The organism is Glutamicibacter sp. X7, from assembly GCF_054889245.1.
The window spans coordinates 3093286-3111848 of sequence record NZ_CM142678.1; the positions used below are offsets into that span (position 1 = coordinate 3093286).

General features: G+C 60.7%; 17 protein-coding genes. 7 read left to right on the forward strand and 10 right to left on the reverse strand.

Annotated features, from left to right (window positions below; all coding sequences use genetic code 11):
• Positions 1 to 32 precede the first annotated feature (32 nt).
• The 3 genes from ACYU0X_RS14755 to ACYU0X_RS14765 all read right to left on the reverse strand — a co-directional run bounded on the left by ACYU0X_RS14755 (position 33) and on the right by ACYU0X_RS14765 (position 3667).
• Positions 33 to 1667, reverse strand: a complete 1635-nt coding sequence (locus tag ACYU0X_RS14755; RefSeq protein ID WP_461901503.1) for an amidohydrolase — start codon at positions 1665 to 1667, stop codon at positions 33 to 35.
• Positions 1668 to 1678: 11 nt separating this feature from the next.
• The gene (locus ACYU0X_RS14760) at positions 1679 to 2923 is read right to left on the reverse strand and encodes an MFS transporter (protein WP_461901504.1); all 1245 of its coding nucleotides are present in this window, start codon (positions 2921 to 2923) and stop codon (positions 1679 to 1681) included.
• Between the two features lie 117 nt (positions 2924 to 3040).
• Entirely contained in the window at positions 3041 to 3667 is a 627-nt protein-coding gene (locus ACYU0X_RS14765; RefSeq protein WP_461901505.1) for a TetR/AcrR family transcriptional regulator C-terminal domain-containing protein, read from the reverse strand.
• Positions 3668 to 3866: 199 nt separating this feature from the next.
• Between ACYU0X_RS14765 and ACYU0X_RS14770 the strand changes: the two genes are divergently transcribed.
• A complete protein-coding gene (locus ACYU0X_RS14770) occupies positions 3867 to 4730 on the forward strand; it encodes a fumarylacetoacetate hydrolase family protein (RefSeq protein ID WP_461901506.1) in 864 nt (287 codons plus the stop codon).
• A gap of 3 nt (positions 4731 to 4733) precedes the next feature.
• Positions 4734 to 5201, forward strand: a complete 468-nt coding sequence (gene rraA / locus ACYU0X_RS14775) for a ribonuclease E activity regulator RraA (protein ID WP_461901507.1) — start codon at positions 4734 to 4736, stop codon at positions 5199 to 5201.
• Between the two features lie 45 nt (positions 5202 to 5246).
• Here the strand turns inward: rraA and ACYU0X_RS14780 are convergent, their stop codons facing one another.
• The 4 genes from ACYU0X_RS14780 to ACYU0X_RS14795 form a co-directional block, all read right to left on the reverse strand.
• On the reverse strand, positions 5247 to 5819 hold the full coding sequence (locus ACYU0X_RS14780; RefSeq protein ID WP_461901508.1) for a GNAT family N-acetyltransferase: 573 nt from the start codon (positions 5817 to 5819) through the stop codon (positions 5247 to 5249).
• A 148-nt stretch (positions 5820 to 5967) separates the two neighbouring features.
• Positions 5968 to 6813 carry an HpcH/HpaI aldolase/citrate lyase family protein gene (locus ACYU0X_RS14785; RefSeq protein WP_309409479.1) on the reverse strand — a complete coding sequence of 282 codons (846 nt, stop codon included), beginning with the start codon at positions 6811 to 6813 and terminating at the stop codon, positions 5968 to 5970.
• Positions 6814 to 6883: 70 nt separating this feature from the next.
• The gene (locus ACYU0X_RS14790; protein ID WP_461901509.1) at positions 6884 to 7267 is read right to left on the reverse strand and encodes a DUF4262 domain-containing protein; all 384 of its coding nucleotides are present in this window, start codon (positions 7265 to 7267) and stop codon (positions 6884 to 6886) included.
• Between the two features lie 218 nt (positions 7268 to 7485).
• Positions 7486 to 8655: an NAD(P)-dependent malic enzyme gene (locus ACYU0X_RS14795; RefSeq protein ID WP_418907532.1), complete on the reverse strand. Its 1170-nt coding sequence runs from the start codon at positions 8653 to 8655 to the stop codon at positions 7486 to 7488.
• A 368-nt stretch (positions 8656 to 9023) separates the two neighbouring features.
• Here ACYU0X_RS14795 and ACYU0X_RS14800 point away from each other — a divergent pair, with 368 nt between their 5' ends.
• Positions 9024 to 9410, forward strand: a complete 387-nt coding sequence (locus ACYU0X_RS14800) for a helix-turn-helix domain-containing protein (RefSeq protein WP_461901510.1) — start codon at positions 9024 to 9026, stop codon at positions 9408 to 9410.
• Between the two features lie 128 nt (positions 9411 to 9538).
• On the forward strand, positions 9539 to 10777 hold the full coding sequence (locus ACYU0X_RS14805) for an aminotransferase-like domain-containing protein (protein ID WP_461901511.1): 1239 nt from the start codon (positions 9539 to 9541) through the stop codon (positions 10775 to 10777).
• Here ACYU0X_RS14805 and ACYU0X_RS14810 read toward each other — a convergent pair whose 3' ends face one another.
• From ACYU0X_RS14810 to ACYU0X_RS14820, 3 genes are read right to left on the reverse strand one after another with little or no spacing between them, the layout of a single operon-like run.
• Positions 10778 to 11551 (reverse strand): IclR family transcriptional regulator domain-containing protein, encoded by a 774-nt coding sequence (locus tag ACYU0X_RS14810; RefSeq protein WP_461901512.1) that lies wholly within the window; start codon positions 11549 to 11551, stop codon positions 10778 to 10780. It abuts the gene before it with no gap.
• Positions 11552 to 11569: 18 nt separating this feature from the next.
• The gene (locus ACYU0X_RS14815; protein WP_461901513.1) at positions 11570 to 13411 is read right to left on the reverse strand and encodes a bifunctional sugar phosphate isomerase/epimerase/4-hydroxyphenylpyruvate dioxygenase family protein; all 1842 of its coding nucleotides are present in this window, start codon (positions 13409 to 13411) and stop codon (positions 11570 to 11572) included.
• Between the two features lie 2 nt (positions 13412 to 13413).
• On the reverse strand, positions 13414 to 14286 hold the full coding sequence (locus ACYU0X_RS14820; protein WP_461901514.1) for a shikimate dehydrogenase: 873 nt from the start codon (positions 14284 to 14286) through the stop codon (positions 13414 to 13416).
• Between the two features lie 157 nt (positions 14287 to 14443).
• Between ACYU0X_RS14820 and ACYU0X_RS14825 the strand changes: the two genes are divergently transcribed.
• From ACYU0X_RS14825 to ACYU0X_RS14835, 3 genes are all read left to right on the forward strand, one after another.
• The gene (locus ACYU0X_RS14825; RefSeq protein ID WP_461901515.1) at positions 14444 to 15784 is read left to right on the forward strand and encodes an MFS transporter; all 1341 of its coding nucleotides are present in this window, start codon (positions 14444 to 14446) and stop codon (positions 15782 to 15784) included.
• A 365-nt stretch (positions 15785 to 16149) separates the two neighbouring features.
• Entirely contained in the window at positions 16150 to 16758 is a 609-nt protein-coding gene (locus tag ACYU0X_RS14830) for an NAD(P)-dependent oxidoreductase (protein ID WP_461901516.1), read from the forward strand.
• Positions 16759 to 16880: 122 nt separating this feature from the next.
• The gene (locus tag ACYU0X_RS14835) at positions 16881 to 18548 is read left to right on the forward strand and encodes an ABC transporter substrate-binding protein (RefSeq protein ID WP_461901517.1); all 1668 of its coding nucleotides are present in this window, start codon (positions 16881 to 16883) and stop codon (positions 18546 to 18548) included.
• Positions 18549 to 18563: the final 15 nt, after the last annotated feature.

Here is an 18563-nt window from a genome sequence, read left to right on the forward strand (position 1 = left end):
AGAACCACTATGGCACAGGCTAAGTTGAAGCGTCAACTAATTTTGGAAGATTCTTTGGAAAACACCACTTCCCCGGCCACCACGGTCATCCGCGTCCGCACCGATAACAGCTCTCGATCCCGAGCTTGATAAGGATCTATATTGATAACGCTAAAGTCCGCAGCCATCCCGACCGCCAGCGTACCAACCTCGTCTTCCCAACGGCAGGAATATGCAGCACCGGCGCTAAAGGACGCTAACGCTTCGGAAAGCTCAAGTTTGAGCTCTTCCACATTGGCCGGTAGCTCCGGATCCAGTGCGGAACGGCGCGTGGTGGCGACATACATGTTGTCCCACGGCTCGTAGGGCGCCGTCGGCGCATCCGTACCAAGGGCCATGCGCACGCCGGCATCGCGAATTTCACGCCAGGGGTAACCTCGCTCCACCCGTTCATCGCCCAAGTTCTCTCGCCAATGAGCCTGAATTGCCGGGTCGGCATGCACCGGCTGCACGGAGGCTACGAGCTTTAGCTCGGCCAATCGCTGGATACTGCGCGGGCTAACCACCTCTAAATGCTCTAGTCGATGGCGCCGGGGCAACGAACCGTTGGTTTCGAAGGCCGCCTGAAGTGCATCCAATGCAGTATCGGATGCGCGATCGCCAATTGCGTGAATCGCGATTTGTAGCCCGGCCGCATCGGCGGCGGTGACCACCGGGGTCAGTGCCGCGACATCCCAGATGGGTTCCGCCTGCGTGCCATCGGCAAATGGTTCGCACATGGCCGCGGTGCAACCATCGATCACCCCATCCGCGATGATCTTGATCCCCACCACCTTCAGCCACGATTCATGCTGTTCCTGCGCCAGGGCGACCGCACGCTCTACTTGGGCGAGGTTCAGCTCGTCTCTGGCCTCGCGGTGCACCAGCCAATGTGCCGCGATGCGGAACGGAGGAATCCCGTAGCCGGACATCACCCGGCGCATGCTGGCCAACTCGGCCTCGCCCAGAGCCATATCGATCGCCCCGGTCACTCCGTGAGCCAGGTAAGTTTCAATGGCGGTGCGCAGGTAGGCATCGCGTTGTTCATCGCTGGTCAACCGCTCAAGGGTGCCCCACACGTACTGTTGCGCCGCCGTTTCCTCCAGTAGGCCGGTCGCCTCGCCGGTCTGCTCGTCGCGCACAATGCGTCCACCGAGAGGATCTGGACTTTGCGCGGTGATTCCCATTTCACGAAGCGCGGCAGTATTTACCCATACGGAGTGCAGATCGTTGGCGTCAAGATACACCGGAATATCGGCAATGATCTCATCTAACATCGCCGCCGTGGGGCGTTCCGCACCGACTGCAGCGTTCAACCATCCGGCACCTAGGAGTCGTTCGGCTTGCGGATTCTGGGCGCGGGCGGCCAGCAAGGTCTCACGCAATTGCTGTGGCGAGGTGACCTGGCGCAGCTGCACCTTGGCAAGGTTCTCCCCCATCATCACCAAGTGGCTATGGGCATCGATCAGCCCGGGAACGACCACATCTCCCGAGAGGTCAACCGTCGGGGCGTCTGGGGCCAACGCAGCCGCCGAGGCTGCGTCCCCGATATGAGCGATCTTGCCGTCTGCGACCACGAGATGGCTGGCCGCTTCGGCTTTTCCGTCGGCCAGGATGCGGCCGTTGGCGTAGATCAACGTGTCGGTCATGGATGTTCCTCCTATTTGGATGGGTGAAGGTCAGCCTGTTCGGCCGCGTAATGCTGCCGCTGAATGGATTCGGCCTGAGCGGAGAGCCGCGCCGCGTAAAGCAGTGGAATAAAGAGCGCCATGGTGATGCCAGCCAGAATCCATCCCAACGCCGCGTAGCCCAAGGTGCTGGCGATACCGGTGCCAACCACCGGGGCGAAAGATGACCCGACCAGGTACACGCCGAGCAACGGGCCGGACCAGCGTCCGGTGACATCTAGGGCTGCGGCGATAGCCACGATGTACATGAAGGCCGCGGCGTAGATGGTGTTCCAGGCGATCACCACAACGAGGTAGCTACTTTCGGTGTGCACCTGAGCGGAGAGCACTTTCAACACGGCCCCAAGGATCAACAAAATGGCCAGGGGCAGCGTGCGACCAAGTCGATCGCCCAGGGCCGCCATCACGATGGCAACCACAAGCCCGCCAGCGGAAGATGCGCTAAGCACCAACGACATCCCGCCATCACCTAGCTGCGCTTGGGCCGCCCCCATGGTTGCCGCGACAGCCCAGAGCGAATCTTCGCCCACAGCCCAAAGAGCGAAGCACACCAGAAGCATCCACCCGGCCACGGTAAATTTACGGTCCGCAAGCGGGCGGACAGGCACGGCACCGGCGGCGGTGAGCTTCTCCGGATCGGGTTGCGGGGCGTTCGGGAGCCAGCTACTGGTGAAGAGGGCAGCTAGGCCAAGGCCCGCCAGCAAACCAAAGGCACCGAGCATGAGTGTGGCCACCAGAGGCGCCACCGCCAGCACCACGGTCACGATGGCGCGGTTCACCAGCCCGGAGAGCGCCGCCACACGGTTCGGATTACTCAGCGCGGCCAGCGCCGCTCCGCCCGCGGAAACTGCGCCACCGGCACCAATGCCTCCAAGAATAATGCCGGCCACAGCCAACGGGGCACTGGTGGTCAGGGCGGTAGTGCCGAATCCGAGTACGACGAACAGTAGGCCTATTCGCGCAACTAGCCGCCGCTGTGAGCCCTCGGTAAGTTTCGTCGTGGCCAACGCAACCAGAGCGGTGCTGAGCAGGCCGAGGGTTACCACGAGGCCGGCCGCCGCCTCAGGCATGCCAGTTTCGGTCACCAGCGCCAGAATCATCAGTGGCGCAAGGTTGGCCCCCATGAAGCCGACGACACTGATGCCAAAGGTCGAGGTGCCGCGCGGGATATTCAGCGGCAGGCGCCCGGTGGCGTCGGTATGTGGTGCGTTGGACATAAGATCTCCGCGAGTATCGATGGTGCATCTGCTTCTCGGTGCGAGTACCGAGCCATAAAACGAATGCCTTTCGTTTTATAGTGTGGAGCAGATCACCCTTTCACGCAAGGAGAATTTTTAGCAGGTACGCTCCGTTGGCGCGGGGAGGTGCCGCGCCAGCCCATCCAAGATCAGGTCAAGGCCAAAATCAAAGGCATCGCTGGCGCGCGCCTCGCGATCTGGCATTAGTTGTAGCGCTCGCGCGAACTGCGGATAACGCTCGGCGTTGATCGACCACGCCACTTCCGGCGACCCGACGTCGAGCGCGGCCCCCAGCACGAAGTCATCAATCACGGAAATCATGTGGACGGCCCGCTCCTCCCCCAGACCCGCGCGGAGCAAGACCTCGATGATTCGGGCGTAATAGTCGATCACCACTTCACTGCTAACCGTCTGGCGGATCAGCAGCGGCACAAGATTTGGATGCGCGGCAAGCGAGTGCCAATAGGCCTGGATCAGAGCGCGCAACGCCTCACGCCACGGCAAGTCCTGATAATTCGGGACCACCAGGTCCTCGATGCATCGAGTACGCACCAACTCAATGACGCCCTCGCGCCCGTTGACATGGTTATACAAGGAGGACTGTCGCACCCCTAAGGCACCGGCCAGCTTGGGCATGGAAAAGTCTCCGGCGCGGTCGATGAGTCCGATCGCCGCCTCGGCAATTGCCTCGCGGGTAATTAACGGGCTACTCGGCCGGGCCATGGACACTCCTTTGAAATTATCTAGCTGACTACCAGTTTGGCGAACATCCAACAACGAACCAAACGCATGCCACGACAACGCCACCACGGGAGCAGTTATGCAATCGATGGGCCACCCAAAGAATCCGCATCACGAAAATTTTGTTTCACAATGTGGACTCATGGTGACGTGCGGCACATCAATGTAGTGAGATGGAGTCATGAAGTTAGCTACCCTCCGCCTGAGCAGTGAACCAGGACAGACCACGGCAGCAGTCATCGACAATGGACGCGCCTACTACCTGGAGAACGTCAAGAACCTCAACAAGTTCCTCGAGCTCGACGAAGCCACCCGCCAGCAGGTGATCGAGCGCGCCCTACTCGGCGAGTCCATCGCCGAGGGTGAGGCCGATTATGCCCCGCTGGTACCCAACGCGGCCCACGTCTTGTGCATTGGGCTGAACTACCCTAAGCACGTTGCCGAGGTCGGCGCCGAATTACCCACATACCCCACCGTGTTCGCCAAGTACGCCTCGACGCTGGCGGGGGCCAACGACCCCATCAGCATTCCGGTCGAAGATCACCGCGTGGACTATGAAGCCGAGCTGGCCGTGATCATTGGCAAGTCCGGGCGACGCATTGCCGTGGAGAATGCCATGGAACATGTCGCCGGGTACTCGATGGCCCAAGATATCTCCATGCGCGGCTATCAAGGACGCACCGCACAGTGGTTCCAGGGCAAGGTTTGGGACCGAAGCACGCCGTTGGGTCCGTGGCTAGTCACCCCGGACGAGTATGTTCTCGGCGGTTCGATCAGTAGCGCCGTCAACGGTGAAATCATGCAGCAGGACACCACCGATGGGCTGGTCTTTTCCATCGCGGAATTGATCAGCTACCTCTCTACCTTCTGCGAACTGCAGCCCGGCGATGTTATTCTGACCGGCACGCCCTCGGGTGTTGCCATGGGTCGCCGCAATGAGCATGGCCGCCATCCCTGGCTGAAGAACGGGGATGTGCTCGAGACGCGCATCGATTCACTGGGTGTGGCCACCAACCACATCCTCGGACCCGACACCGAAGGATAATCCATGAGCTTCTCCACCTGCGATCTCTTCGACGGGGACCCCACGCTACAGTCCGACAATTCGCAGATGCGCAACTTCGGAGCCCAGCACAAGTTCTCTGGACCAATTCGAACCGTGCTGTGCTATCAGGACAATTCCCTGGTCAAACGAGAATTAGCCACCCCGGGCAACGGTGCGGTGCTCGTGGTCGACGGCGGTGGCTCATTGGACTGCGCGCTCCTAGGCGATATGGTCGCGCAGCTCGCGGTGGATAATGGCTGGGCCGGGCTGGTAGTCAATGGCGCTGTCCGAGATAGCGCGGCGTTGGCACAGATGCCCTTAGGCATCAAGGCGCTAGGCACTAATCCGCGCAAGTCGGCCAAGACCAATTCCGGGTCCGTGGGTGTGGAGCTACGTTTCGGTTCGGTGATTTACCGTCCGGGACTCATGCTGCATTCCGATGAGGACGGCATTGTCGTAGAAGCCATCTAGGTTGCGCGGACGTACCGGCGCTCATCGGCCGGTCACGTCCGCGCATCAGGCATCCACCTGGGTGTTGCGCTGGTGCCATTCCTCGGCCAACATCGCGTAGTGCAACCCATCAATCCAGCCCAATTCAGCGTGCCATTCCTCGGCGAGACGGCGGGCCTCCAGCCGCATACCGACACCCGCCAACAAACGTGCCGAGGCTACATTCGGCGCGCTACAGGTAGCCGTCACGCGACGCAGCCCCAGCACGCTAAAAGCAACCTCCAGCAGGGCTGGTACCAAGTCCGAGCCAATACGCTGGCCCCAGTACTCTGGGTGCACCAGATATCCAATCACCGCCTCGGTACCAAGCGGTTTTCCCGGTTGCCCCACCGCATCGTGCAACTCTAAAAACCCAATGGCCACGACGGTATCGCCGCGCACCGCCACGCAGGAATAGTCGCGCTCCGACGCGGCCACGTCCTGCAGTTCACGGCGCAGTTGTTCGGGCTCCACCGAGGTTCTAATCATGAAGCGGTTCACCTCGGGAAGGTTCCGAAAGGCCAGCACCTGCTCTATGTCTCCGGTGGTGGGATAGCGCAGGGTCACTGAGTCAAGCTCTACGGGCCATGGTGAAATCACGTGGGAAAGTCTGCCGTCTGAGCCCCCATCCGTCAACGCCGAGCGTGCCATGCGCCCACCGCCGGGCGCCTATGCACCGCTTAGAAACCGACGCCGCCGATTCGCGCATTGTTCGAATCGGCGGCGTCGAGAGTTGTTGAGAAAGCTTCTAGGCGTTCCACAGTCCATAGGAGTCGGCCAGATCGGCGATCTTCTGGGCACGAGCAAGACGCGGCAGGTAGGAACCATCGCCCACCGAGGCTCCGGCGGCGTGTGCGTCCAGCAATTCCTTGGCCCACGACAGTTCGTCCTCGCTGGGGGCCAGCGCCGCATTGATGTGATCGACGTGGTCGCGCGACAGCGAAAGTTTGCCGGTCATGCCCATGGAGGCGGTGAGCAGTGCTTCCTTGGTGACCTGCTCCGCGGGGGCACCTGCCGCCGGCGGACCATCAATGGCGCCGGGCAACTGACCAACACGCGAGGCCACCACGAGCTTGCCGCGGGCATAGGCCAACGCCATCGGGTCGTCCGATACGCCGGTGTCTTTGCGGAAATCGTTCAGTCCGAAGGCCAGGCGGAAGGTGCCGGGAGCCGAGGCGATCGCGGTGGCGTTTTCAATACCCACGGCGGATTCGATCAGGGCCAGCACCGGGGTTCCTGCACGCAGTCGCATCGCCGTGTAGGTCACCTGTTCGGGCTTTTCGGTCATGGCCAGCATGACACCACGCAGACCCGAGACTTTCGAGAGAGCGGCCAAGTCGTCGGCCCAAAAATCGGTGTCAATGCCGTTCACGCGAACCCAAGCGGTCATCCCCGAGGAGAGCGCGTCGCTGACGTAGCCTAGCGCTTCGGCCTTTTTGTCATCGGGCACCGATGCCTCAAGGTCGAAAATTACCGAGTCGGCTTCGCTCGCCAGTGCCGGCGCAAAATCCTCGGGTTTAGCCGCGTTAACCAGCAGCCAGGAACGAGACAATTTTGCAGGTAGAGCCGCAGCACGGCGATTTCGGAATGCCATACTCTCACATTACCTAGCTTTGCCACCGCGCTTCCACTTAAGACACTGCTTCGGGGCATGTGACCGTTGACTAGTTCTGTGTTGGATGGAACCCTCCGCACGCGGCGGGAAAGCCTTCGGGCATCAAATGTATTTCCAGTACCCGGGCGCGGGAGCCATAGCGGCTGTAAACGCCAAGGGCATAGTTTCTCGCCCCACGCATCCGTGCGAAATACAGAATGCGATTTTCCTTCCATGCGGCGGTATGTCCGGCGGCATAGAAGTCTCCGCGGTGCAGGATATCGGTGGCTACACCGTTGAGAATGATGCCCGAATCCTCCATGGTCATCCCCCGCACACAAAATTCGGGCTGCCCAAAATCGGTTAGCCCAATGGTGTAGGCGAAGCAGTCGCTTGTCTCTTCAGCCTCCACATATTGGATCGTGAACCCGTACTTTTTGATCCGTTCATTCATGGCATGTCTGACCTGTTCGAAAGACATGCCATCGCAAATCTGGCACATTCAGACCATCTCCCGTTTCGATACCGAGCTGCGCTTATGCGCTCAGTGTCAGACACGGAAGGTTTCAGAAGCGGCGTGCGACCGCAGCGTGTGGAGAACCTGCCAGATGGCATGCCACGAGGCGGCACCCCCGAGTCTCGGGGATGCTGCCTCGTGCGGTGTACTCGTGCCTACTTAGCGGCGACCGCTGCTACGGCGGCCGAGACCGCTGGCATCACGCGCTCATCCAACGCCGAAGGGATGATGTAGTCGGCGCTGAGATCCTCACCGACCAGGTCGGCGATGGCGTGGGCCGCGGCGACCTTCATCTCCTCGGTGATCGCGGTGGCCCCGGCATCCAGCGCACCGCGGAAGATCCCCGGGAAGGCCAACACGTTGTTGATCTGGTTCGGGAAGTCGCTACGTCCGGTGGCGACGACGGCGGCGTGACGGGCGGCTACATCCGGCATAACCTCCGGGGTGGGGTTCGACAGTGCGAAAATGATCGCGTCCTTGTTCATCTTCGCCAGCGCCTCTTCCGGGAACTGCGAGGAGGACAGACCGATGACGGCGTCCGCGCCGTCGAGGGCCTCGGCCAGGCCGCCGATGACATCATCGCGGTTGGTACGGCTAGCCAGCTCGGCCTTGGTGGCGTTCAGGTCGTCGCGCTCACGGTGAATGGTGCCGCGCGAGTCCAGCACGATCACATCGGCCACACCGGCCGAAAGCAGCAGGTTCGTCACGGCCACACCGGCGGCACCGGCTCCGGAAACGACCACGCGCAACGAGCTCAGTTCGCGACCGGTCTGGCGGGTGGCGCCAATCATGGCGGCCAAGGCCACGACGGCGGTGCCGTGCTGGTCGTCGTGCATCACCGGCATATCCAGCGCCTCGATGAGCTTGCGCTCGATCTCGAAGCAGCGCGGGGCGGAGATATCCTCGAGGTTCACCGCACCGAAGCTCGGGCTCAGACGCACGATGGTTTCGACGATTTCATCAACGTCGGTGGTGTTGAGCACCAGCGGAATGGAGTCCAAGCCGGCGAATTCCTTGAACAGGGCACACTTGCCTTCCATCACGGGCAACGATGCGCCGGCGCCGATATTACCCAGTCCGAGCACGGCGGTTCCGTCGGAAACCACGGCCACCAGACGCGAAGCCCAGGTGTGGGTGGCGTGCTTGGCCGGATCGTCGGCGATGGCCTGGGAAACCTTTGCAACACCCGGGGTGTAGGCGATGGATAGATCGCGCTTGCTCCGCAGTGGGGACTTGGAGACCACGCTGAGCTTGCCGCCCTCGTGGGCTTCGAAGATTTCGGCGTCGGTGATGGTGGAAAGATCTTGGGTTGACTCGACGGTCATTTGAGTTGTCCTTCGGGGAAAGTCTGATGACGGTACACGTATCGCCCGCTGAACGGGTTTTCTCACGCGGCAACACGCAACACCAACTAAACGGCCACGGGGCATGGGCGCAGTCCCCTCGTTGGGGCGGCCCTCGTCGCTTCCGCACAAAGACGGCTCCGCCGTTACCAGGTAAGGCACAGGCCACGTTGCCGCACGCCGAGACGTTGGGTGGTCAGTACTTTCTTTAGACCGTGATTTCCACCATACGGGAATGGTTGACCGAAAAACAAGCCGTAATGTCCAGCATTCGGAAACTTGACCTTCCGCCCTCCGGGGAGGACGGCCACCGGCACCCATGTCGCGATCTTCTGGGGCAGAATGGCAGTATGTCCGCCGGAACTTCCTCTTTTAGCCATGCGCGCACCTTTGAGGCACTGCCTGAGAAGGACACCGCACGCCTGAATCGCGCGCTCGCCGAATCCGATGACACCACGGTGTTCGTCAACGGCACGGCCCTACGCCTCCCCGAGGGCGCGCAGGCCGCATTACTTGAGGTGCTCACGCGTTTTGCGCGCGGAGAGTCGGTTACCATCGGAACGAGCGAAACACTGCTGAACACCTCCCAAGCCGCGCAGATGGCCGGCATATCCAACTCGTACCTGCGCAAACTCGCCGATAGTGGCCAGATCGAGGTCGAGTACCGCGGCACGCATCGGCGTATTCGCCCCGCCGCGATCCAGGCCTGGCTCAATTCGCGCGAAGCGCAGGACTAGCTGACCTTTTCCGCCATGCGGGACCCAATGCCCCAGCGGCGCCGAAGATTGGTGCACCTCGGCCCTTTTTGCCACGCGTAGAAAGGGAGGAAAATACTAATCAAATGCACCGCGAACATCGGAGAACCATGACGGCTACACCCCTGACCGATATCCACGCCAATCTTTTCTCGGCTCGTGCCGCTGGCATTAAGCAGTCTGCGGTGCGCGATGTCTTCGAGCTTTCGCTCGATGAATCGCTGGTCTCCCTGGCCGGTGGCAACCCCTACTTGCAGCTCCTGCCGCTGGAGAAGCTTGGCGCCATCGCCCAGCGCATCATCGTCGAGCAGGGCCCGGTCGCCCTCCAGTACGGCTCGGGCCTAGGCACCGAGGAACTGCGTGAACAGATTCTTGAGGTGATGGCCGCCGAGGGCATCACCAACGTGGCGCTCGAAGACGTGGTGGTCACCAACGGTTCGCAGTCGGCTCAGGACATGGCCTGCAAGGTCTTCTGCGACCCGGGCGACACGGTTCTCTGCGAGGACCCCACCTATGTCGGGGCCCTGAACACCTTCGAGGCCTACCAGGTCAAGGCCGCGCCCGTAGCGACCGATGAGCACGGGCTGATCCCAGAAGCCTTGCGCGAGCGGATCCACGAGCTGCGCGCCGCCGGCGAGCGCGTCAAGTTTCTCTACACCATCCCGAACTTCAACAACCCCTCCGGCATCACCCTGGCCGCCGAACGCCGTCAGGCCGTGGTGGACATCTGCCGCGAAGAGGGCGTGCTGATCCTCGAGGACAACCCCTACGGCATGCTGCGCTACGAGGGCGAAGCGGCACCGACGCTGCGCAGCCTGGACGCCGAGAACGTGATCTACATGGGCTCGTTCTCCAAGATCCTCTCCCCCGGCCTGCGCATCGGCTGGGCGGCGCTGCCCACCCACCTGTTCCGTCGCTTCTACCTGGCCGGCGAAGCCGTCGCGCTCTGCCCGCCGACGCTGAACCAGATGATCATCAGCGCCTACCTGAACGAGCATGACTGGCGCGGACAGATCGCCAGCTACAACGAGGTCTACCGTTCGCGTCGCGACGCGATGCTGAAGGCCTTGGCCGAGTACCTTCCCGAGGGTATTCACTACACCCGCCCCGAGGGTGGCTTCTTCATCTGGCTCACCCTGCCGGAGGGAATCGACACCTACGAGCTGCTGCAGGAAGGCGTGCAGGCCGGGGTCATCTTCATCCCGGGTGCCGCCTTTAGCCCCAATGGTCAGGGCGCAAACACCCTGCGCCTAGCGTTCTGCGCGGTGGATGAAGACACCATCACCGAAGGCGTGCGCCGCCTCGGCGCTTTGCTCGAGAAAGCTACCTCTAAACGCAACGCGTCCTAGTCAGGAAGCCAGCCGGCCGCCAAAGTCATCGGCGATGTCTTTGGCGGCTTGCTGTAGCCGCGGCAAAAGTACCGAACGAATATGTTCCGGAGCGGTCTGCCCGCGTTGCACCGAAATGTTCAGAGCACCTAGTAGCGTTCCGCCGCGGCGCACGGGTACCGCGAGGCCGCGTAACCCTTCGTCCAATTCTTGGTTTACTAATGCCCACCCTTGAGCCACTACGGCATCCAATTCAGCGCCAAGGCGCTGCGGATCGGTAATAGTGCGCTCGGTATAACTTTGTAGTTGGATCGCACCGAGGAACTGTTCTCTTTCCGTCGAAGGCATAGCCGCTATAAGCACCCTGCCCATTGACGTGACCCACGCCGGCAGTCGATTGCCGATGGATACGCTCATCGAGTGCAAGCGAGGCGCGAGAACTCGCTCGAGATATAACACGTCCTGCCCCTCCAACACACACAGTGCGGCGGTTTCGTCCAACTCACGAGCCAGCCTTTGAAGATGTCCGCGAGCGATCTTCGGCAACGTCAATCCCGAAAGATAGGACGAGCCGATGTCGAGCACACGCGGTGTCAACCGGAAAGTTCCGTCCTCGTTCTCTAAATACCCGAGGTCCACTAGGGTCAGCAGAAAGCGCCGTGCTGAAGCACGCGTCTGCTCCGTTGCTGCGGCCACCTGGGACACGGTCATATTTGGCCCGCCACGGTTGAAGGCCAGCAGTACCGCTAGTGTCTTCTCGGTAGATTTAACGAAGTAGTCTTGTCGCTGCTCCACCGCTTAACTCTCCAATAACTAGTGTGTTCCCCAGCGGTTTCGCTCAAACTGCGCGGCTAGCCGGACTGGGGCATTCGGTGCCCCATAACCATCGTAATCATTGCGCCGTTCAACAACCTCGAGAAACATGGTACCGACCGTCTGGGTATAGAAATGTAGGAATTCGCCTCGTTCATCGCGGTCATACAGGAGGTTGAGCTCTTCTAGCTCGGCCAAAAGGCCATCGTCCAAGTCGAATCGAGCGGCCAGATCTGCGTAGTAGTTGTGCGGGATCGGCAGGAATTCCATACCCGCTGCCACCGCGCGGCGGGCCAGCGAGATGATGTCATCGGTCCGCACTGCGATATGGGCCGGGTATTCGTGATGGCGTTCCATCGTCGCTTCTAGCCCCTGCGGCACAATATTCAAGGCAAGGCGAACCGATCTATCCGACGTGGTCAATACCTGTGAACGGACTAACCCCATGGGGCTAGGCACTTCGGTACCCGGCAATGCATGAAGATTAAGGACGCTCGTGTAGAACAAGACAGACTCATCAAAGGAACGCCACGGCTGAGCGAGGTTGATATGGTCTATCCCGGTGATACGACCCGACGGTGCAGTGTCGGCCGTAGCATCGGCCCCACTGAATTCGCCCTCCCATTCGCTGTGGGGGCCTCTGAAGAAAACCTCGGTCTCGTCAGGTGCTCGGAAGCCGGGTAGATCCTGTTCGGAGTCCACCTGTAGTCTCGGCACTGGGCTGGCTAGGAGCTTACTCGCTCGTTGCTGGGCGGCGCCCTGGTCGGGCACCTGCACGCCAAACCCGGAGACTTGGGCCTGTATTTCTCGACTACGCTGAGCATTGATGACGATCCGCGCCCCTCCGGCGGCAAATAACTGTACCGGTTTTCGCCTGTGTTGACCTTGGAATCGGAAGCCCAACTGGGTGAGCAACCGGGCCACCAATTCTGGGTCCTCGGTGCGCACTTCGGCGAAGTCGAATCCCGTGGCCTCTCGCTGCCCGGGGAGAGATTGAAGGTCGAGGTTATCGGTCTCGCGCTCCGAAAGAAGTGCAGCTGTTTGCGACTGTAACCAAATCAACGAGCGCAAGCCATCGGCCGAGGTTCGTCGCACATTTGATTGACGGAACACGTCATTGAAAATTTCAAGAGAAATGGTGCCCGCATATCCCGAACGGACTAGGTAGCCGAGAAACTCGTCGAGCTGGAAGCCGCCTTGCCCGGGAAAGAGCCGATGGTGGCGCGACCAAGACAACACGTCCAGAGATAAATCCGGCGCGTCGGCCAGTTGCACAAAAAAGATCTTCTCCCCGGGAATTTCTGCGATCTGCGCCGGATCATCGCCACGAGAAAGGATATGGAAACTATCGATACATAGCCCCACGTTGGAACGATCAACTCGACGCACGATCTCCCAGGAGTGCTGGTAGGTATTGACGAAAGTGCCCCACGCCAAGGCCTCATAGGCGATGCGGATTTGGTATTTCTCGGCAAGTTCGGCAAGCCGCCGTAGCTGCTCGACAAAGAGGTCATCGTCGTTGATGGTCGCGGTTCCGACATTCGAGCACAACAAAATCAGGTCCATTCCTAGGCTCTGCATGAGCTGGAATTTAGCCTCGGCGCGACGTAAGTTGCCTAGCAATAAGGACTCGGTGACTCCCTCGAAATCACGGAACGGTTGGAACAAATCCAGGGTGAGACCTAGCCGATGCGCCAAGGCACGGATTTCCTCTGGAGACATCGGGCTGACCAGAAGATCCTGCTCAAATATCTCAATGCCGTCAAAACCCGCCGCGGCACAGGCATACATTTTTTCCTCGAGGCTACCGGAGAGGCAGACGGTGGCAATTGATGTGCGCATGGTTAGAGTCCTTCTTCCAGCATGTTTAACAGATGGGCCCGCATGCGCGTCACATCCGGTTTTCGACCAGTAAAAATTTCGAAGGCGTCGACCGCTTGACCAACGGCCATATGCCCGCCATCAAGTACCCGGCAACCCAAAGCATCGGCCGCCCGAACTAGTTCAGTATCGACGGGTCGGTAGATACAGTCGGCCACCCAATGGCGAGTCTCGAGACCGGCGAGATCCATCGGAAGGCCCGGATGCTGATGCATGCCGATGGGTGTTGCATTCAGCAACCCGTCCACTTGAGCCAGCAGCGACGGCGCCTGTGCCGCGGTAGCAGGAATAACGTTGGCCTGCGGGAAATGCCTTTGAAGTTCCCCAGCTCGCTGCTCGGCACGCTCAATCTGCGCGTCCACTAGATAGAGCACCTTAACCCCCGAATCAAGCAACGCGTAGGCTACGGCGGATCCAGCCCCACCAGCACCCAGCTGCAACACCGATTCACGTGGGACACCCGCTAGGCCGTGCGCGAAGCCACGGGCAAACCCGGAGGCATCGGTGTTGTAACCGAAGAATTTTCCGTCGCGAATGACCACCGTATTGACCGCACCAATGTCCTGCGCATTGGAAGAGATTTCATCCAGATGCTCCATGACCAGCTGCTTGCATGGATGGGTGATATTGAATGCATTAAAGCCAAGTTCGGCCCCGGCTCGCAAAAGTTGCGCCACATACTCCGCTGGACGCCCCAGAAGACTCAGGTCGATTGGGCGGTAAAGATAGTGAATCCCATGGGCGGCGGCTTCCTTTTCATGCATCGAAGGGGTTAGCGACGAGTGCACGCCCTCGCCAATAAGCCCAACCAAATAGGACTGCGCTGTGGTACTCATCGTTTTCCTCGCGTTCTATCGCAATTGCGGCAAGGTATTGCCCGAAGTGTGATTTAGCTCTACTCTAAACCTAGGAACGCAATACGAACAAGTGGTCGCATAGCGAACAAATGAAAATCACTTACGCGCCTCTTCACGGACACCAAGGGAGTTATCAATGCCACGAATAAGCACGCCCGGCGACAATCCGGCAGGTCCCACGGGGCAACGCACGCCCGTCAAGGCTGCATTAGCAAGTTTCATGGGTAGCGCCGTGGAGTACTACGATTTCTTCATCTTCGGCTCGGCCGCAGCACTGATATTCCCGCACATCTTCTTCCCGGATGCCGACACCAATGCCGCAGTCATGTCGTTGGCCACTTTTGGCTTCGCCTATGTGGCGCGCCCGGTTGGCGCCATTATTCTTGGGCACTTTGGCGACCGCATTGGACGCCAGAAAGTCTTGATGTTCACGCTAATCATGATGGGTGCCTCGACCTTCGCGATCGGTTGCTTGCCGACCTTTGATCAGGTCGGTTGGCTCGCTCCCATCCTTCTTGTATTGGCCCGGCTGTGTCAGGGACTTTCGGCCGCTGGTGAGCAAGCAGGGGCTTCATCGCTCTCACTCGAACACGCCCCGGATAATCGCCGAAGCTTCTTCACTTCGTGGACACTGACAGGCACTCAGGGTGGCCAGATTCTGGCCGCCATGATCTTTATTCCAGTAGTCGCACTACCGGATGAACTCAAATACGGCATTGGCTGGCGCATCCCGTTCTGGCTGTCGGCAGTCGTAGTGGTCATCACCTTTTTTATCCGCCGCTCGCTACACGAAACCCCAGAGTTTGAGGAAGCCAAGAAGAACAACGAGATCGCTAAGCTTCCGCTGGCCGTGTTGTTGCGGTTCCATTGGAAAGATGTGTTGCGTGTCGTGCTCTGCGCTTTCATCGCTGCGGTCTCCACTGTTTACGGCACGCTAGCGATCTCTTATGGCAAGACCATCGGCAATTTGGATGAATCAATTACGCTGTGGCTCGTCGTCGCCGGCAATATCGGGGCGCTAATCAGCCAGCCGCTCTTTGGAATGCTGGCGGACAAGATTGGTCGCAAACCAGTCTTCATATACGGGGCCCTGGGTTCAGCCGCGATTATGCCTTTCTACCTGCAGTCCATGGAAACCAGTAATACGCCGCTGCAGTTCCTACTGTCGCTACTGGTTTTCTCCTGTGCTTACGCCGCTTCCAATGCGGTGTGGCCCAGCTTCTATGCAGAGATGTTCTCCGCCCAGGTACGATTCTCCGGCTTAGCCATCGGCACTCAGCTTGGCTTCTTGATGGCGGGCTTCGCCCCATCGATCGTTGCCGCGCTAGGTGGTCTCGAACCCGGCGGTTGGGTACAAATCAGCCTATTCACGGCAGCAATCTGCGTGGTTGCTTCACTCTCGGCGCTCACCGCACGGGAAACTTTCCGCGTCCCTACCCACCAACTAGGTCATAAGGTTTACAAGGTCGTTTCCTAGGGCATCGCTTTAACCCGTATAGCACTCGCGGAAACAATTGGTCGAAGCGGGGTCACGGCATGTAAGAGCGATCCTGTTTCGGTGGATGTTCGACGCGAAGCAAACCCTGTAGCCCGCTAATCATGCTGTAGTCTGCCCCAAAGTCGGCGCCAGAACCCAGAGACGACCCACGTATTCTTGGGCGCCTGATACGTGCGCCTGTCTTTTCCTCGACGCCCGGTTTCATAACCCCTCGCCTGTGACAGGCAACGTGGGAATGAAGCCGGGCGTCTGCGCGTTCAGTACAGTGCAACCGGAATCATTGGACCGCTTTGCTCGCATCGCGGCACGTCCCACCCGTTGATGTTGTCGAAAGGACACACCTTATGAAGATCGCCATTTACGGTGCCACCGGCATGGTCGGTAGCCAGCTTGTCGCCGAAGCTCTCGAACGCGGTGACGAAGTGACCGCCATTTCGCGCAACGGCACCGAGGTGCCCGGCACCACCGCTCTGGCCGCCGAGCTCTCCGACATCTCGACCTACCTCAAGGTGGGCAAGGAGCACGATGCAGTGGTTATTTCCGTGCCGCCTTCGCGCACCGGAGGCGACCACCAGGAGTACCTGGACGCCTTCGAAGAGATCACCGAAACCCTCATTCCGGCCCGTCTGGTCGTAGTCGGCGGCGCAGGCGCCACCGAGGTCAACGGCACCCGCCTGCTGGATATGCCGGACTTCCCTGAGATGTACAAGGCCGAAGCCACCACCGCCGCGGCCGTCTACGACATGTTCACCTCCGTCTCCGGCATCAGCTGGACCGTGGTGGCCCCGGCCCCGGAAATTGCCCCGGGCCGCCGCACCGGTAACTACACCCTAGGAACCGATTCCCCGGCCGGCGACTTCGTCTCGAGCCAAGACTTCGCGGTCGCTATTCTCGATGAGCTCCACGAACCGAAGCACGAGAATCGCCGCATGACGGTCGCCAGCGAAAAGTAAATCTTTCGCCCGCCAGCCGAGGCCCGGACGCCCTGTGATTTGGGCGACGTCCGGGCCTCGGTCTGCGCCGACCTCGCTATGGTTAGATGCATCAACTCCCACAGTTCAAGGTAAAAGTTCGCATGCCCTCAGTTTCTCGCGCCCGTCGCGTGCTCTCCCTATCCATCGGCTTGCCGGTAGCCCTGACCCTGCTCGCCGCCTGCGCCCCGAGCAACCCGGAGTCCGCCGCCAGCCAGGCGTCCGTCGACCCGGTTGCCGGCGGCACGCTGGTGTACGCCTCGGGCGACGCCGAACCGACCTGCCTGGACCCGCATGTGGGCGGCAACTACCCGCAGGCGCTGGTGGCTAGCCAGTACCTCGAAACGCTGTTCACCAAGGACGCCGAGGGCAAGATCATGCCGTGGCTGGCCGAATCCACCGAGCTGAGCGACGACGGGCTGCACCGCACCATTACGCTGCGCGAGGGCATCACCTTCCATGACGGCACCAAGCTGACCGCCGAGGCCATCAAGGCCAATATCGAGCATCTGCAGGACCCCAATACCGCGTCCTCCACCGGCTACCTGGCCGTCGGCAAGATCGAAAAGGTCACCGTGACCGACGAGCTAACCGCCGAACTGACCTTGGCCTCGAAGGACAACGCCCTGCTCGAATCGCTGTCCATGCCGTGGACCGCCATCGAGTCGCCGAAGGCACTCAAGCGCCCCAAGGCCGTGAATTGCACCTCGCCGGTCGGTACCGGCCCCTTCAAGGTGGAGTCGTGGCAGACTCAGCAGGCGGTTAACCTGGTACGCAACGAGGACTACCAGCCACCGGTGGCCCAGCCCGAGCGCAGCCAGCCCACCGCCTACCTGGAGGGCATCAGCTGGCGTTTCATCCCGGAGGCCGCCACCCGTTACGCGGCCCTGCAGTCCGGTGAGGTCGACATCATCGACAACGCCCAGCCCGACACCATCGCGACGGCCGCCACCTCCGGCGCATTCGGACACCTCGACGCACCGCGCCCGGGTGCCGCCAACCGCTTGGAGCTGAACAGCTCCAAGGCACCCTTCGACGACCAGCTGGTGCGCGAGGCCTTCATCCGTTCCCTGGATGTGAATTCGGGCATCAATGCGCTGCTGTTCAACACCGCGCAGCGTAGTTACTCCCTGCTCTCCAGCGTCGAACCCTTGGGCATTTCCGAACCGGATCTGTTCGCCCACGACGTGCAGAAGGCCAATGCGCTGCTCGACGAGGCGGGCTGGACCGAGCGCGACGCCGAGGGCTACCGGGTCAAGGACGGGAAGCGTCTCTCGCTGACCTTCCCGGTCTCCACCAACCAGTCGGTACCGGCCGAGCAGTCCCTGTTCGAGCAGATGCAAGCCTCCGCCAAGGAGGTCGGCTTCGAGGTCAAGATTCAGCTGTTGGATCTCTCCAGCTGGTATGGCGCCCTGGCCGAACACGAGTACAACCTGGTCTCCGCCCCCTACACCAAGGTGGGCCCCAGCGTGCTGCGCATCCTCTACCACTCCGATTCGACGGTACCGGCCCCGAGTGGCTACTTCGCGAATAACGCACAACTGAAGAACCCGGAACTGGATAAGCTGCTGACCCGGGCGGAAGAAACGAACGACGAGGCCGAACGCGCCGAGCTGTACGCACAGGCCCAGCGTTTGGTGCTCGAGGGCTACTACGTGCTGCCGCTGTATGACCAGCAGAACCACTTCCTCTACGGCAAGCAGGTGCATCAGGTCGGCGACACCACGGCGGTTTCCTCCCCGGTCTACTACAACACCTTCCTGTCCAAGTAACTGAGCTCCGGCACG